Below are 14,086 nucleotides of genomic sequence, written 5' to 3'. Positions count from 1 at the left end.
GTTGACGAACCGGCCATCGACAACCTACGGTTGACGCATGGCCGACACCACCCCCATCGTTCCCACCGTCCGACTCGACGACCTCATCACCGCGATCAAGCGAACGCGAGACGACCCCCTCGACCAGCTGTCGGACGCGGTCCTCGCGGCAGGCCACTTGGGTGAGGTCGCCGACCACCTGATCGGCCACTTCGTCGACCAGGCTCGCCGCACCGGCGCCTCATGGACCCAGATCGGGTCGAGCATGGGGGTCAGCAAACAGGCGGTCGCGAAGCGATTCACCCCGAAGGATCCGGGCACCGGCGGTTCCCTCGACCCCTCGAAGGGTTTCGCCGACTTCACGCCGCGCGCTCGCAACGTCGCCGCGGCGGCTCACAATCATGCGAAGGCGACGGGCGGTGTCGAGGTGACGCCGGCACACCTGCTCCTGGGACTGCTCGACGACCGCGACTCACTCGGCGTCACCCTGCTGGGCAGGCTCGGAGCCGACATCGACGCACTGGTCGCCGACGTGACGGACTCCCTGCCCCCGGCCGTCGAGACCCCGGAGCTGATCCCGTACGACCACGCCGCACGCAAGGCTCTGGAGCTGACCTTCCGACACGGACTGCGACTGGAGCACAACTACATCGGCACCGAGCACATCGTGTTGGCGCTCCTCGAGATCGAACAGGGCACCGGACCACTGAGCGCGGCAGGAATCACATCCGACGCCTTCGAAGGACAGCTCGTCGACATCCTTGCATCGTTCCAGACCGTCAAGTCGGACTAGGCGCTGCCGAACCGCCGATCACGTTTGGCGTATTCGAGGCACGCGGCCCACAGGTCGCGGCGATCGAAGTCGGGGAACAGCTTCTCCTGGTACACCATCTCGGCGTACGCGCTCTGCCACAGCAGGAAGTTGGAGATCCGCTGTTCGCCCGACGGCCGCAGGAACAGGTCGACGTCGGGCATGTCCGGCTCGTCGAGGTACTTGGCGAAGCTCGCCTCGGTGATCCGCTCCGGATCGATCTCGCCCCGCGCCGCGCGCCGCGCGATCTCCCGCGCCGCGTCGGCGATCTCCGCGCGGCCACCGTAGTTGACGCACATCGTGAGCGTCATGACGGAGTTGCCGCGGGTGAGCTCCTCGGCGACCTCCAGCTCCTTGATGACGCTGCGCCACAGCTTCGGCCTGCGGCCGGCCCACCGGACGCGGACCCCCATCTCGTTCATCTCGTCCCGGCGGCGGCGGATGACGTCGCGGTTGAAACCCATGAGGAATTTGACCTCCTCCGGACTGCGCGACCAGTTCTCGGTGGAGAAGGCATACGCCGACAGATGCGTCACGCCCATCTCGATGCAGCCGCACACGGCGTCCATCAGGACCGCCTCCCCGCGCTTGTGGCCCTCGGTGCGCGGCAGGCCGCGCTCCTGCGCCCACCGGCCGTTGCCGTCCATGACGAGCGCGACGTGCCTGGGGACCAGCTCGGCGGGGATCTCCGGCGGGACGGCGCCCGAGGGATGCGGGTCGGGCGGCCGCACGGCCGGCGTCGGCGCCGACTTCGCGCGGCGGGTCAGTCGAGCCATCGGCGGCAACCTTTCATGCGAGATCGGGAACTGCGGGATCGGGAACTGCGGGGCCGGGACGGGAGGCCTCGATCAGACTATGCGGCGACCGACGCTCGATCAGCGGCAAGGTCCGCAACTGCCGCTCCAGATGCCATTGCAGATGCGCCGCGGTGAGCCCCGTCGCCTGGCGCCGCTGCGAATCGGTGGCCGACGCGACCAGGTCCCACTCACCCAAGGCCAGGGACTCCATCAGATCGAGGACCCCCACCGACGGTGTCGCGGCGCCGGGCGGACGACAGTGGACGCATACGGCCCCGCCCGCGGCGACGTGGAACGCCCGGTGCGGACCGGGTTGCGCACAACGCGCGCACACGGCGAGAGCCGGCATCCACCCCGCCGACGACATGGCGCGCAGCAGGAAGGCGTCGAGGATCAGCTGTCGGTCGCGGCGGTCCTCCGCCAGGGCCGTCAACGCGCCGACGGTGAGCCGGTGCAGATGCGGTGCGGGCGCTCGCTCCTCACCGGCGAGGCGTTCGGCGGTCTCGAGGACCGCGCACGCGGTGGTGTACCGGCCGTAGTCGGCGGCGATCGCATCACTCAGCGGCTGCAGACTGTGCACCTGGGTGATGATGTCGAGATTGCGACCGGGATAGAAATGCACGTCGACGTGCGCGAACGGCTCGAGCCGCGCACCGAACTTCGATCGCGTGCGACGCACGCCCTTCGCGACGCCGCGCACCAGACCGTGCTCGGCGGTGAGGAAGGTGATGATGCGGTCGGCCTCGCCCAGCTTGTGCCGGCGAAGCACCACTGCCTCATCCCGATAGAACCTCACCGCGTCATTGTCTCACCGCGCCCCGACAATGCGGGTATCGACGCGGCGCCCGACCGGTCTAGAACCCGAGGCGCCCGAGCTGCTTCGGATCGCGCTGCCAGTCCTTGGCGACCTTCACGTGCAGATCCAGATACACCCTGGTCCCCAACAGCTTCTCGATCTGCGCGCGGGCGACGGTCCCGACCTGCTTGAGCCGCGAACCGCGGTGCCCGATGATGATGCCCTTCTGCGACTCACGCTCCACGTACAGCAGCGCGTGCACATCGAGCAGCTCGGAGTCCTCGCGCGGGATCACCTCCTCGATGACGACGGCCAGCGAATGCGGCAACTCCTCGCGCACCCCCTCCAGCGCGGCCTCGCGGATGAACTCGGCCATGAGAACCTGCTCGGGCTCGTCGGTGAGCTCACCGTCCGGATAGAACGCCGGCCCCTCCTCGCAGAGGGACACCAGGACGTCGGCGAGGATGTCGAGCTGCCTGCCCGACTTCGCCGAACACGGCACCACCTCGGCGTCCGGCCCCATCGCCGACGACAGTTCGATGAGCTGCTCGGCGACCTTCTCCGGGCCGACGCGGTCGATCTTGGTGACGATGCCGACCTTGCGAGTCCGCCGCGGGGTCGCCATGATCTCCTCGATGATCCGCCGGTCGCCGGGACCGATCGCCTCGTCGGCGGGAATGCACACACCGATGACGTCGACCTCGGAATAGGTTTCGCGGACCAGATCGTTGAGCCGCTGACCGAGGAGAGTCCGCGGCCGATGCAGGCCGGGCGTGTCGACGAGGATCAGCTGGGCGTCCGGCCGGTTCACGATGCCGCGGATGGTGTGCCGCGTGGTCTGCGGCCGGTTCGACGTGATCGCGATCTTGTCGCCCACCAGCGCATTGGTGAGGGTCGACTTGCCGGTATTGGGTCGGCCGACGAAACACACGAAGCCGGAACGGAATTCGGTCACAGGTCAGTTCTCCTTCGAAACGTCGTCCGGGTCGTCGGGGTCGGCGGGCTCCGCCGACCGTCGGACGACGACGGAGGTGATGCGTTGCCGCCCCAACCGGTTGGGTCCGCCCTCGGCGATCATGCTGAGCCCGGCCACCTTCACCTTCGCGCCCGGCAGCGGCACCCGACCGAGTCGCAGTGCGAGCAGTCCGCCCACCGTGTCGACGTCGTCGGCACCCTCCAGGTACGGACCGATGTCGACGGAGAACAACTCCTCGAGGTCCTCCACCGGAAGCCGGGACGACACCCGGAAGTGCCCCGGCTCCAGTTCGTCGACGGGGGCGATCTCGTCGACGTCGTACTCGTCGGAGATCTCCCCGACGATCTCCTCGAGAACGTCCTCGATGGTGACGAGTCCGGCGATGCCGCCGTATTCGTCGACCAGCAGCGCCATGTGGTTGCGTCCGGCCTGCATGTCGGCCAGGACGTCGTCGAGCGGTTTGGAGTCCGGGACGAACACCGGCTCGCGCATCACCTGCTCGACGCCGACGCCGCGCGCCGCGCTGCTCAGCTGCGGCAGCAGTCGCTCCACGAGGTCCTTGAGGTAGACGACGCCCTGCACGTCGTCGGAGTTCTCGCCGATCACCGGGATCCGCGAATGCCCCGACCGGACCGCGAGACTCATCGCCTGCGCCGCCGTCTTGTCGTGCTCGATCCAGATCATCTCCGGGCGCGGCACCATCACGGTGCGCGCATCGGTGTCGCCGAACTCGAAGACCGACTGGATCATCCGCCGCTCGTCGGCGTCCACCACACCGTGCTCCTGCGCCATGTCGACGACCTCGCGGACCTCCATCTCGGTGGCGAACGGCCCGTTGCGGTACCCGCCGCCCGGGGTGAGGGCGTTACCGATGAGGATGAGCAGGCGGGTGACCGGGCGCAGCAGCACGCCGATGGCGGCCAGGACGGGCGCCGCGATCAGCGAGATCGAGTACGCGTTCTGTCGGCCCAGCGTGCGCGGCCCCACACCGACCGCGATGTACGAGATCACCGTCATCGCCAGCACGGCGACGGTGATCCCCCACGGCACCCCGAGACCGTCGACGGCGACCACCGCGACGAGCGCGGTCGCCGACACCTCACAGGCGACGCGCAGCAGGACGGCCAGACCGACGTAGGTGCCGCGCTGGTCGATGGCGACGCGCAGCCGCCGGGCGCCGGCCCGGCCCTGCGCCAACAGGTCGTCGGCGCGGGCGACGGAGACCGTCGCGAGCGCGGTGTCGGTGGCCGCGAACACTCCGGCGAGGACCGTCAGGAGCGCCGCGGCGACGAGGAAGATCATGTCGCCGAGCAATCAGCGTCCTTCGCGGCCGGAGAAACCGATGTCGTCGAACAGGCGGGCGTCGCGCTTCGCCTGCGCGAGGTAGTCGGCCCGATCCTTGCGCGCCGAGTACCAGTCGGTGAGGATCCGTCCCTGCAGACCGAACATCTCGCGTTCCTGGTCGGGTTCCGCGTGGTCGAAGCCCAGCAGGTGCAGCACCCCGTGCACCGTGAGGACGGCCAGCTCGTGCTCGAAACTGTGCCGTTGGGACCGCGCCTGCTCGGCGGCGAACTCGGGGCACAGGACGATGTCGCCGAGCATCGACGGTCCGGGCTCGTCGGCGTCGGGCCGTCCGCCGGGGGTCAGCTCATCCATCGGGAAGCTCATCACGTCGGTCGGCCCCGGCAGATCCATCCACTGAACATGCAGTTCGGCCATCGTCTCGGTGTCGACGAGCTGGACCGACAGCTCGGCGCCCGGATGCACCTCCATGCGCCGGATCGCGAAGCGGGCGACCTCGATGATCAGCCATTCGGGAACCTCGACACCCGACTCGTTGAACAGTTCGACGCTCATCGGCGATGCCCCCCGCCGCTCTCGGCGCGCCGGGCGGCGCGGTTGCCTCCGCGCGCACCGGTCTCCTCGGCGCGCCCGTAGGCGTCGACGATGTCGGCGACGAGCCGGTGGCGCACGACGTCGGCGCTGGTGAGGTTCGCGAAGTGGATGTCGTCGATACCGTCGAGGATCCGCGCCGCGGCCCGCAGCCCCGACTGTGCACCGCCGGGGAGGTCCACCTGGCTGGTGTCGCCGGTGACGACGATCTTGGCGCCGAAGCCGAGCCGGGTGAGGAACATCTTCATCTGCTCGCCGGTGGTGTTCTGGGCCTCGTCGAGGATGATGAACGCGTCGTTGAGCGTCCGGCCGCGCATGTAGGCCAGCGGCGCCACCTCGATGACTCCGGCCTCCATCAGTTTGGGGATCGCCTCGGGATCCATCATGTCGTGCAGGGCGTCGTACAACGGCCGCAGATAGGGGTCGATCTTCTGGTGCAGCGTGCCGGGGAGGAAGCCGAGCCGCTCCCCCGCCTCGACCGCCGGTCGGGTCAGGATGATGCGGCTGACCTGCTTGGACTGCAGGGCTTGAACGGCCTTCGCCATCGCCAGATAGGTCTTGCCGGTGCCGGCCGGGCCGAGACCGAAGACGATGGTGTTGGCGTCGATCGCGTCGACGTACCGCTTCTGGTTGAGCGTCTTGGGGCGGATGGTCTTGCCGCGGCGCGACAGGATGTCGAGCGTCAGGACCTCCGCCGGGGTCTCCGACTCGGCGGCCGACAGGATCGACAGCGCCTGCCGGACGAGGTCGGGGGTCAGGGTGGTTCCGGTCGTCACCACCCGCACCAGCTCGGCGACGACCCGCTCGGAGGCCGCGATGTCGGCCGACGCCCCGCTGAGGGTGATCCGGTTGCCGCGCACGTGGATGTCGGCGGGCAGTTGCGCCTCGAGGGTGCGCAGGTTGACGTCGGCCGCCCCCAGGAGCGCCACGGCGAGATCCTGCGGCACATCGATGGTCGAACTCGTCACCGCGGCCGACAGTCGGTGGTCGCGGTCGTCGTCACTCACTGAGTTCGTCTCCAAGATTCGGGTTCGGGGTCGGGATGCCGGGGTGTGAATTCGTCTCATCCTATCGTCGCCGCCGGAGCGGGGCCATCGCGTATGTCCATCCGCGCACGCCTCTGACCGTCGACGTCACAGGCCCAGGACGCGGAGCGTCTGCCGGTGGGCGGCGCTGCGCGGGTCGACGAAGGCGCTGTGTCCCTCGCCGGGAACCTCGTAGAGCGCTGCGCGCTGGCCGCGCCGCGCGGCGTCGCGCACGTACCGCCGACTCATCTCGACGGGCACCGACTCGTCGTCGACCGTGTGGATCGCCGCCACCAGCGCGTCGAACGGCTCCTGGTGCGCCGGGGAGGCCTGTTCGTAACGCGCGGGCATCGCCGCCGACGGCGCACCCATGAGGGCGACCACCGACGGCCGGTCGCCGCCGACGGTGAAGTCGAGGACCGCCGACTGCGCCACCACGGTGTCGATGACGCATCCGCGGGTCCGGGCCCCGAGCTGCGCCGCCGCCCACACCGCCAGCTGGCCGCCGGCCGAGTGACCGATCACCGAGACGCGCGTCCTGTCGACCGTGACGTCGCGCAGGGCGAGCTCGTCGGCGACCGGGCCGTCGAGTGCGCGGAGCGCGGCGACGACGTCGCGGCCGGTCGTCGGCCATCCGCCGCCGGTCTCCCCGACCCGGCGGTACTCGACGTTCCAGACGACGGCGCCGCGGGCCGCCAGATCGCGCGCGATCGCGGTGTAGACGACCAGCGAGTAATCGGTGGACCAGTAGCCGCCGTGCACCAGGACCACCAGCGGGGCCCGCGCGGCGGCGGTCTGCTCGGGGAGATACAGGTGTCCGAACCGACTGTCGCCGGGCACCCTCCCACAGGACCCGTTCCCGCCGGACCCGTTCCCGCCGATCGCGGCCCCGCCGGTCGCATCGTCGGTCGGCCCGTAGACCAGGCGGGTGCGCCGCACTCGCGCTCCGGCCGTCACTGCGGCCGCGCCCAGCGATCCGTGAGGACGCCGAGGGCACCGAGCGCGACGGCCCCGGCCACCGCTGTGCGCAGCACCTCCGGCCCGAGGAGCACGGCCTGACCGCCCAGTGCGGTGAGGTCGGCGATCTCGTCGTCGGACAGACCGCCCTCGGGCCCCACGACGAGCACCACCTCGCGTGCCGCACCGAAGTCGAGGCCGCCGAACTCGCGGCCCCCGTCCTCGTGGAGCAGCGCAACCACCCCGCCCTCGGCGGCCACGCGGGCGCACAGGTCGCGGACGTCGGTGGTTCCGGCGAGGTCGGCGACCTCCGGAATCCACGAGCGACGAGCCTGCTTGGCCGCCGTGGCCGCCGCGGTCCGCCACTTCTCGACGCCCTTGACCGCTTTCGGCCCGGCCCACCGTGCGACGCTCCGCGACGCCTGCCACGGCACGATCGCGTCCACACCGGCCTCGGTCATCAGATCGACGGCCAGTTCCGCGCGTTCGGCCTTCGGCAGCGCCTGCACCACCGTCACGCGCGGCGCCCGGCGGGCGCGGAACTCGACGCGCCCCGCACGGACGGTCAGCCGGTCTTTGCCGTGGACGGCGACGACCTCGCAGTCGGCGACGGTGCCGCGGCCGTCGCCGAGGAGCACCGACTCACCAGCGGTGAGCCGCACCACGGTCACCGCGTGCCTGCCCTCCCGGCCCGACACCGTCGTCTCCGCGCCTGCGCGCGGGACGTCGTCGACCCAGAAGAGCGGCGGTGTCATCGGCCGGCGAAGGCGTTGCGCAGTTTGGAGAACAGTCCGCCGCCGGCGGCCGCCGTCGACGACGCGGTGACGAGTTCGACCGTGTCCTCGCCGGCGTCGCGCAGCGATTCGAGCAGTTCGGTCTGCCGCTGGTCGACCTTCTTCGGGACCACCACCTCCAGGTGGGCGTGGAGGTCGCCGCGGATGCCGGAGTTCAGGTGCGGGAGGCCCTGACCGCGCACCCGCACCACGGTTCCCGGCTGCGTGCCGGGTTCCACGGCGACGGTCGCCGTGCCGCCGAGCACCGTGTCGACGGTGATCTCGGTGCCCAGCGCGGCGTCGACCATCGGAACGCGGACGGTGCAGTGCAGGTCGTCGCGGTCACGGACGAAGACGTCGTCGGCGGCTTCGGAGACCTCGACGTAGAGGTCGCCGGCGGGGCCGCCGCCGGGACCGACCTCGCCCTGACCGGACAGCCGCACGCGCATGCCGTCCTGCACGCCCGCCGGGATCTTGACGGTCATGCTGCGACGCGAGCGAACGCGGCCGTCGCCCCCGCATTTGAGGCAGGGGTCGGGGATCGTCTCGCCGACGCCGCGGCACTCCGGGCATTCGCGGACGGTCATCACCTGACCGAGGAAGGATCGCTGCACGGCCTGGATCTCGCCGGCACCGTGGCAGGTGGCGCAGGTGACGGGCTTCGAGTTGTCGCGGGTGCCGGAGCCGGTGCACGTGTCGCAGAGGACGGCGGTGTCGACCGTGATCTCCTTGCGGGCACCGGCGGCGATCTCCTCGAGGTCGAGGGTGACGCCCACGAGGGCGGGTTCACCGGGGCGGACGCGCCCGCGGGGGCCGCGACCGCCGCCGAAACCTCCGCCACCGCCGCCGAAGAACGTCTGGAAGATGTCGCCGAGGCCGCCTGCGCCGAAAGGGTCGCCGCCGAAACCTCCGCCGCCCGGTCCGGCCAGCGGGTCGCCGCCGGCGTCGACGATGCGCCGCTTCTCGGGGTCGGTCAGCACCTCGTACGCCGTCGTGACCTCCTTGAACTCGTCCTCGGCGTCCGGATTGACGTCGGGATGCAGTTCGCGGGCCTTCTTGCGGTAGGCACGCTTGATCTCCTGGTCCGACGCGCCTGCGGCTACGCCCAGGATTCCGTAGTAATCACGAGCCACGGTGAGAATGGTCCTCCACTTGACGACTTCTATCGGTCGGCGAGCACTTCGCCGACATATCTCGCAACGGCCGCCACCGACGCGATTGTTCCCGGATAGTCCATCCGGGTGGGGCCGACCACCCCGACGCTGCCGAAGACGGTGCCCGAAGCACCGTACCCGGTCGACACCACCGAGGTGCTCCGCAGGTTCTCGGTGTTCGTCTCCTCACCGATCTGGACGGTCACCTGGCCCGTCCGCTGCGTGTGGGCCAGGAGCCGGAGGACCACCACCTGCTCTTCGAGGGCTTCGAGGACCGTGTCCATCCCGCCGAGGCCCGGCGCGAAGTCGGCGGCCGACCGCGCGAGGTTCGACGTCCCGCCCAGCACGAGCCGGTCGTCGCCGTCCTCGACGAGGGTCTCGACGAGCACCGTCGCGACGGTGACGACGGCCTCGCGCAGGTCGTCGGGGGCGTGGGTGGCCAGTTCGGCGACCGCGACCGACGCGTCCTCGAGTCGCTGACCGTCGAGCGCCGTGGAGAACATCGTCCGGACACGGACCAGGTTCTCCTCGTCGATCCCCTCCGCCAGCGTCACCATCCGCTGTTCGACGCGGCCGGTGTCGGTGATGACGACCAGCAGCAGCCGCTGCGGGGAGAGCTGCACGACCTCGAGGTGGCGGACCCGCGCCGTCGAGAGCACCGGGTACTGGATGATCGCGACCTGCCGGGTGAGCTGGGCGAGGAGCTTCACCGAGCGGCGCAGCACGTCGTCGAGGTCGACGCCGCGGTCGAGCACCGACAGGATGGCCCGGCGTTCGGCGCTCGAGAGCGGTTTGATCTCGCTGATGCGGTCGACGAACATCCGGTAGCCCTTGTCGGTGGGCACCCGCCCGGAACTCGTGTGGGGTTGGGCGATGTAGCCCTCGGCCTCCAGCACCGCCATGTCGTTGCGCACCGTGGCACTCGAAACACCCAGCGCATGACGTTCGACGAGCGCTTTGGAACCGATCGGCTCCTGGGTGTCGACGTAGTCGGTGACGATGGCGCGCAGGATCTCGAACCGTCGATCATCTGTCGACGCCGCCATTCCGGCACCTCCGTTCGCCGTCCCGTCTAATACTGTGGATGAGACCAGTCTACGAAACGGCGGAAAGACCAGAGCGACGATGATCTTCAAGGGGGTAATGGACGGGAAGCCCTATCCCGACCATGGTCTCACTCCGCGTGAGTGGGCGCAGATCCCGCCCCGGCAGATCCGACTCGACGAACTGATCACGGTCACGACGGTGCTGGCCCTCGACAAGCTCCTCTCGGAGGACTCGACGTTCTACGGCGACCTGTTCGCGCATGTGATCGCCTACGAGGGCGACCTCTATCTGGAGGACGGTCTGCACCGCGCGGTCCGCTCCGCGCTGCGGAATCGGACGATCATCCACGCGCGGCTGCTCGACCTCGATGCGCGGATCGCCGCGGGCTTCTCGCCCGCGCCGCGGCCCGCGGCCGAGCCGGTGGGGCCCACCGCCCCCGCGCCCGGCCGCACCGAGACGACGTCGCCGACCCCGCCGGTCGTGCATCCGCGCCGCCGTTCCGGCGGCGCCCACCGGCTGCCCGACTGACGTTCGCGGGGCGCACGGCTCAGTCGACGAGGATGTCGCGGACGACGCCGTCCGCGAGCAGCCGCCCGCGGTCGGTGAGCACGTACCCGTCGCCCGACCGGATGAGGAGTCCGTCGGTGACCGCGGCGTCGGCCCGGTCGCGTTCGGCGGCCCCCAGATCGCTCGTCGGAAGACCCGACCGCATCCGCATCCGCAGCATCACCGCCTCGGTGTGCCGATCCTCCTCGGTGAGGATCTCGGCCCCGCCGATCGGGAGTTCGCCGTCGGCCAGCGATGCGGAGTAGGTGGCCGGGTGCTTCTGGTTCCACCAGCGCACACCGCCCACGTGCGAGTGCGCGCCGGGACCGATGCCCCACCAGTCGTCACTGCGCCAATACGCCTCGTTGTGGCGGCACACGGACTCGGCCGCCGGGAGGCCGTCGGCCCCCGCGGTCGCCCAGTTCGACACCTCGTACCAGGTCATTCCAGCGGCGCCGAGGCGCTCGTCGATGAGCTCGTAGCGAGCCGCGAGCACGTCGTCGTCGGGCATGGGGACCTCGCCGCGCCGCACCTTGCGCGCGAACGCGGTCCCGTCCTCGACGATGAGCGCATACGCCGACACGTGATCCACGGGCACCGACAGGACCGCGTCGAGGGATGCCCGCAGGTCATCGTCGCGCTCGCCCGGGGTGCCGTAGATGAGGTCGAGGTTGAGGTGCGCGAAGCCGGCCGCGGCGGCCTCGCGGGCGGCGTCGAGCGCGCGCCCGGGCGTGTGCGTGCGCTCGAGGACCGCCAGCACGTGCGGCGCCGCCGACTGCATGCCCAGCGAGACGCGGGTGAATCCGCGGCGCGCGATGGTCTCGAAGAACTCCGGCGACGTCGACTCCGGATTCGACTCGGTGGTGATCTCGGCGTCGGGAGCCAGCGTGAAGGACGCCCGGACGGCGTCGAGGACGTCGCCGAGACCGTCGCCGCCGAGCAGCGAGGGCGTCCCGCCGCCGACGAAGACCGTCGACACGCTCCGTCCCGCGGACAGGGCGGCGGCCGCGGCGTCGAGTTCGGAGCGCACCCCCTCCAGCCACGACTGCGGTGAGGACGACGATCCGAGCTCACCGGCCGTATAGGTGTTGAAGTCGCAGTACCCGCACCGGGTCGCGCAGAACGGGACATGGATGTACAGGCTCAGCGGCCGGTCGGGTCCGGCGGTCTTCACCGCTGTCCGCGCGGCGGCGCTGAGGGCTTCGGGGGCCCGTCGATCACTCACTCATCCATCATCCCGCACTTCCTGTCAAGGGTATTACTCTCACAGTGATGAAAAATAACCCCAAGTAGACGGCTCGCCATTCGCATGCCACTATGAGTGACGTGACTTCTTCAGGAGTGTGGCTCGCCCAACGGCGACACATCGATCTCAAGCGCGTCTGCAGCGCCTTCTGTCGGCGCTAGCCGAGGCGCGCCCCGCCAGCGACCGGGCCGGGCACGCCGCGAAGTCCGTCACCGTTCGGTGACATCCCCCCAGGACGACATCCCCAGCAGTACCCGGCCCCCTGCGGAATCCCTCCGCAGTGCCCGCAGCGGTGCACGTCCCACCGCATCCAGCCCCATCGTCGCGCCGCGCGGATCAGCCGGCGCCCACAGGAGTTTCCGAATGACGCTCACACCACCCCAGACCACCGCGGACGGCGAGCCCGCACCGGCCCGGCGCGCGCGTCCCAAGAAGCGCAAGACCGAGGCCCAGTGGGCGCTCGGACTGCGCGAGCCGCAGAACCCCGTCGAGCAGTTCAAGAAGGACGACCACCCGCTGAACGTCCGTCAGCGGATCATCGACCTCTACGCCGAGCTCGGTCACGACGCCATCGACAAGAACGACCTCCGCGGCCGTTTCCGCTGGATGGGCCTCTACACGCAACGCGCCGAGGGATACGACGGGACCTACACCGGCGACGAGAACGGCGACCTCCTGGAATCCCCGTACTTCATGATGCGCGTGCGCGCCGACGGTCAGGTCCTCGACCTCGAACGGCTGCGGACCATCGCCGGCATCTCCAAGGATTTCGCCCGCGACACCCTCGACATCACCAACCGTCAGAACTTCCAGTACCACTGGATCGACATCGAGAACGTGCCCGAGATCTGGCGCAGGCTCGAAGCCGTCGGCATGCAGACCACCTCGGCCTGCGGCGACTGCCCCCGCGGCATGCTCGGCTCCCCGCTCGCCGGCCTGGCCGTCGACGAGGTCCTCGACGCGACGCCCGCACTCGACGAGATCGTCCGCCGCTACATCGGCGACCCCGAGTACGCCAACCTGCCGCGCAAGTACAAGACGTCGGTGTCGGGTCTGCAGGACCTCCCCCACGAGATCAACGACATCGCGTTCGTCGGCGTCGTCCATCCCGAGCACGGTCCCGGCCTCGACCTCTGGGTCGGCGGCGGACTGTCGACCGTGCCGCACTTCTCGCAGCGTCTCGGTGCCTGGGTGCCGCTCGACGAGGTGCCCGACGTGTGGGAGGCCGTCACCCGCCTGTTCCGCGACTACGGCTACCGGCGACTGCGGAGCAAGAACCGTTTCAAGTTCCTCGTCAAGGACTGGGGCCCGGAGAAGGTCCGCGAGGTCCTCGAGACCGAGTACCTGCACCGCAAGCTCATCGACGGTCCCGCGCCGGAACCGGTCACGAAGGTCCGCGACCACGTCGGCGTCCAGAAGCTGAAGAACGGTCTGTACGCCGTCGGCGCCGCCCCGGTGTCGGGCCGCGTGTCGGGCACCCTCCTCGAGCAGTTCGCGGACGCCGCGGAGCGGGCCGGCGCCACCGAGGTGCGCACCACCCCGTACCAGAAGCTCATCGTCCTCAACGTCGCCGAGGAGAACGTCGACCAGCTCGTCGCCGACCTCGACGCGATGGGGCTGCCGACCAATCCGACGCCGTGGCGGCGCGGGATCATGACGTGCACGGGGCTCGAATACTGCAAGCTCGCCTTCGTCGAGACCCGACGCCGCGCGATCGAGCTGCTGCCCGAGCTCGAGGAGCGGCTCGCGGACCTCAACTCCCAGCTCGACGTCCCGGTGACCGTGCACCTCAACGGCTGCCCCAACTCGTGCGCCCGCATCCAGACCGCCGACATCGGCTTCAAGGGTCAGCTCATCGAGCAGCCCGACGGCACCAAGGCCGAGGGCTTCCAGGTGCACCTGGGCGGCAGTCTGGGGGCCGACCTCGGTCTCGGCCGCAAGGTGCGGCAGCACAAGGTCCTGTCGTCGGAACTCGGCGACTACATCGAACGCGTCGTTCGGAACTACATCGCGGCACGCGAGGAGAACGAACGATTCGCACAGTGGGTGGCCCGCGCCGACGACGCGGACCTGCAGTGAGGAGTTG

The 14,086-nt window shown here is 70.1% G+C and carries 14 protein-coding genes; 3 read left to right on the top strand and 11 right to left on the bottom strand.

Annotated features, from left to right (window positions below):
* Window positions 1-37: 37 nt before the first annotated feature.
* On the top strand, window positions 38-772 hold the full coding sequence (locus tag G528_RS0112565) for a Clp protease N-terminal domain-containing protein (protein ID WP_026919280.1): 735 nt from the start codon (window positions 38-40) through the stop codon (window positions 770-772).
* On the opposite strand, the gene G528_RS0112560 is transcribed toward G528_RS0112565, so the two are convergent.
* The 10 genes from G528_RS0112560 to hrcA form a co-directional block, all read right to left on the bottom strand.
* Complete coding sequence (locus G528_RS0112560) at window positions 769-1,566, bottom strand: isoprenyl transferase (RefSeq protein WP_026919279.1); 798 nt, start codon at window positions 1,564-1,566, stop codon at window positions 769-771. The genes G528_RS0112565 and G528_RS0112560 overlap by 4 nt on opposite strands.
* Window positions 1,567-1,579: 13 nt before the next feature.
* Complete coding sequence (recO, locus tag G528_RS17445; protein WP_051198792.1) at window positions 1,580-2,383, bottom strand: DNA repair protein RecO; 804 nt, start codon at window positions 2,381-2,383, stop codon at window positions 1,580-1,582.
* A gap of 58 nt (window positions 2,384-2,441) precedes the next feature.
* Complete coding sequence (era, locus tag G528_RS0112550; protein WP_026919278.1) at window positions 2,442-3,338, bottom strand: GTPase Era; 897 nt, start codon at window positions 3,336-3,338, stop codon at window positions 2,442-2,444.
* A gap of 3 nt (window positions 3,339-3,341) precedes the next feature.
* The gene (locus tag G528_RS0112545) at window positions 3,342-4,673 is read right to left on the bottom strand and encodes a hemolysin family protein (protein WP_026919277.1); all 1,332 of its coding nucleotides are present in this window, start codon (window positions 4,671-4,673) and stop codon (window positions 3,342-3,344) included.
* The gene (gene ybeY, locus G528_RS0112540) at window positions 4,674-5,216 is read right to left on the bottom strand and encodes an rRNA maturation RNase YbeY (protein ID WP_026919276.1); all 543 of its coding nucleotides are present in this window, start codon (window positions 5,214-5,216) and stop codon (window positions 4,674-4,676) included. It abuts the gene before it with no gap.
* Window positions 5,213-6,259: a PhoH family protein gene (locus G528_RS0112535; protein WP_026919275.1), complete on the bottom strand. Its 1,047-nt coding sequence runs from the start codon at window positions 6,257-6,259 to the stop codon at window positions 5,213-5,215. Before G528_RS0112535 ends, ybeY begins: the two co-directional genes overlap by 4 nt.
* A 126-nt stretch (window positions 6,260-6,385) precedes the next feature.
* The gene (locus G528_RS0112530) at window positions 6,386-7,159 is read right to left on the bottom strand and encodes an alpha/beta hydrolase family protein (RefSeq protein WP_051198803.1); all 774 of its coding nucleotides are present in this window, start codon (window positions 7,157-7,159) and stop codon (window positions 6,386-6,388) included.
* A gap of 71 nt (window positions 7,160-7,230) precedes the next feature.
* On the bottom strand, window positions 7,231-7,989 hold the full coding sequence (locus tag G528_RS0112525) for a 16S rRNA (uracil(1498)-N(3))-methyltransferase (RefSeq protein WP_026919273.1): 759 nt from the start codon (window positions 7,987-7,989) through the stop codon (window positions 7,231-7,233).
* Window positions 7,986-9,140 (bottom strand): molecular chaperone DnaJ, encoded by a 1,155-nt coding sequence (dnaJ, locus tag G528_RS0112520; RefSeq protein WP_026919272.1) that lies wholly within the window; start codon window positions 9,138-9,140, stop codon window positions 7,986-7,988. The genes G528_RS0112525 and dnaJ overlap by 4 nt, the downstream gene beginning before the upstream one ends.
* Before the next feature lie 29 nt (window positions 9,141-9,169).
* The gene (hrcA, locus tag G528_RS0112515; RefSeq protein WP_026919271.1) at window positions 9,170-10,207 is read right to left on the bottom strand and encodes a heat-inducible transcriptional repressor HrcA; all 1,038 of its coding nucleotides are present in this window, start codon (window positions 10,205-10,207) and stop codon (window positions 9,170-9,172) included.
* Window positions 10,208-10,286: 79 nt separating this feature from the next.
* Between hrcA and G528_RS17440 the strand changes: the two genes are divergently transcribed.
* Window positions 10,287-10,736, top strand: coding sequence for a type II toxin-antitoxin system VapB family antitoxin (locus G528_RS17440; protein WP_035719969.1), 450 nt, complete (start codon window positions 10,287-10,289; stop codon window positions 10,734-10,736).
* 19 nt (window positions 10,737-10,755) lie between these two features.
* On the opposite strand, the gene hemW is transcribed toward G528_RS17440, so the two are convergent.
* On the bottom strand, window positions 10,756-11,979 hold the full coding sequence (gene hemW / locus G528_RS0112505; protein ID WP_026919270.1) for a radical SAM family heme chaperone HemW: 1,224 nt from the start codon (window positions 11,977-11,979) through the stop codon (window positions 10,756-10,758).
* 384 nt (window positions 11,980-12,363) lie between these two features.
* On the opposite strand from hemW, the gene G528_RS0112500 reads away from it, so the two are divergent.
* Window positions 12,364-14,079 (top strand): nitrite/sulfite reductase, encoded by a 1,716-nt coding sequence (locus tag G528_RS0112500; RefSeq protein ID WP_026919269.1) that lies wholly within the window; start codon window positions 12,364-12,366, stop codon window positions 14,077-14,079.
* The last annotated feature ends 7 nt before the right edge of the window (window positions 14,080-14,086 follow it).

This window comes from Gordonia shandongensis DSM 45094 (genome assembly GCF_000423025.1).
Taxonomy (GTDB): domain Bacteria; phylum Actinomycetota; class Actinomycetes; order Mycobacteriales; family Mycobacteriaceae; genus Gordonia; species Gordonia shandongensis.
This window is presented reverse-complemented; position numbering and strand designations above follow the sequence as displayed.

Excerpts from the sequence above, each read along its gene's own strand:
- G528_RS0112565 (WP_026919280.1), top strand. The coding sequence starts at position 38 with ATGGCCGACACCACCCCCATCGTTCCCACCGTCCGACTCGACGACCTC.
- G528_RS0112560 (WP_026919279.1), bottom strand. The coding sequence starts at position 1,566 with ATGGCTCGACTGACCCGCCGCGCGAAGTCGGCGCCGACGCCGGCCGTG.
- ybeY (WP_026919276.1), bottom strand. The coding sequence starts at position 5,216 with ATGAGCGTCGAACTGTTCAACGAGTCGGGTGTCGAGGTTCCCGAATGG.
- G528_RS0112525 (WP_026919273.1), bottom strand. The coding sequence starts at position 7,989 with ATGACACCGCCGCTCTTCTGGGTCGACGACGTCCCGCGCGCAGGCGCG.
- hrcA (WP_026919271.1), bottom strand. The coding sequence starts at position 10,207 with ATGGCGGCGTCGACAGATGATCGACGGTTCGAGATCCTGCGCGCCATC.
- G528_RS17440 (WP_035719969.1), top strand. The coding sequence starts at position 10,287 with ATGATCTTCAAGGGGGTAATGGACGGGAAGCCCTATCCCGACCATGGT.
- G528_RS0112500 (WP_026919269.1), top strand. The coding sequence starts at position 12,364 with ATGACGCTCACACCACCCCAGACCACCGCGGACGGCGAGCCCGCACCG.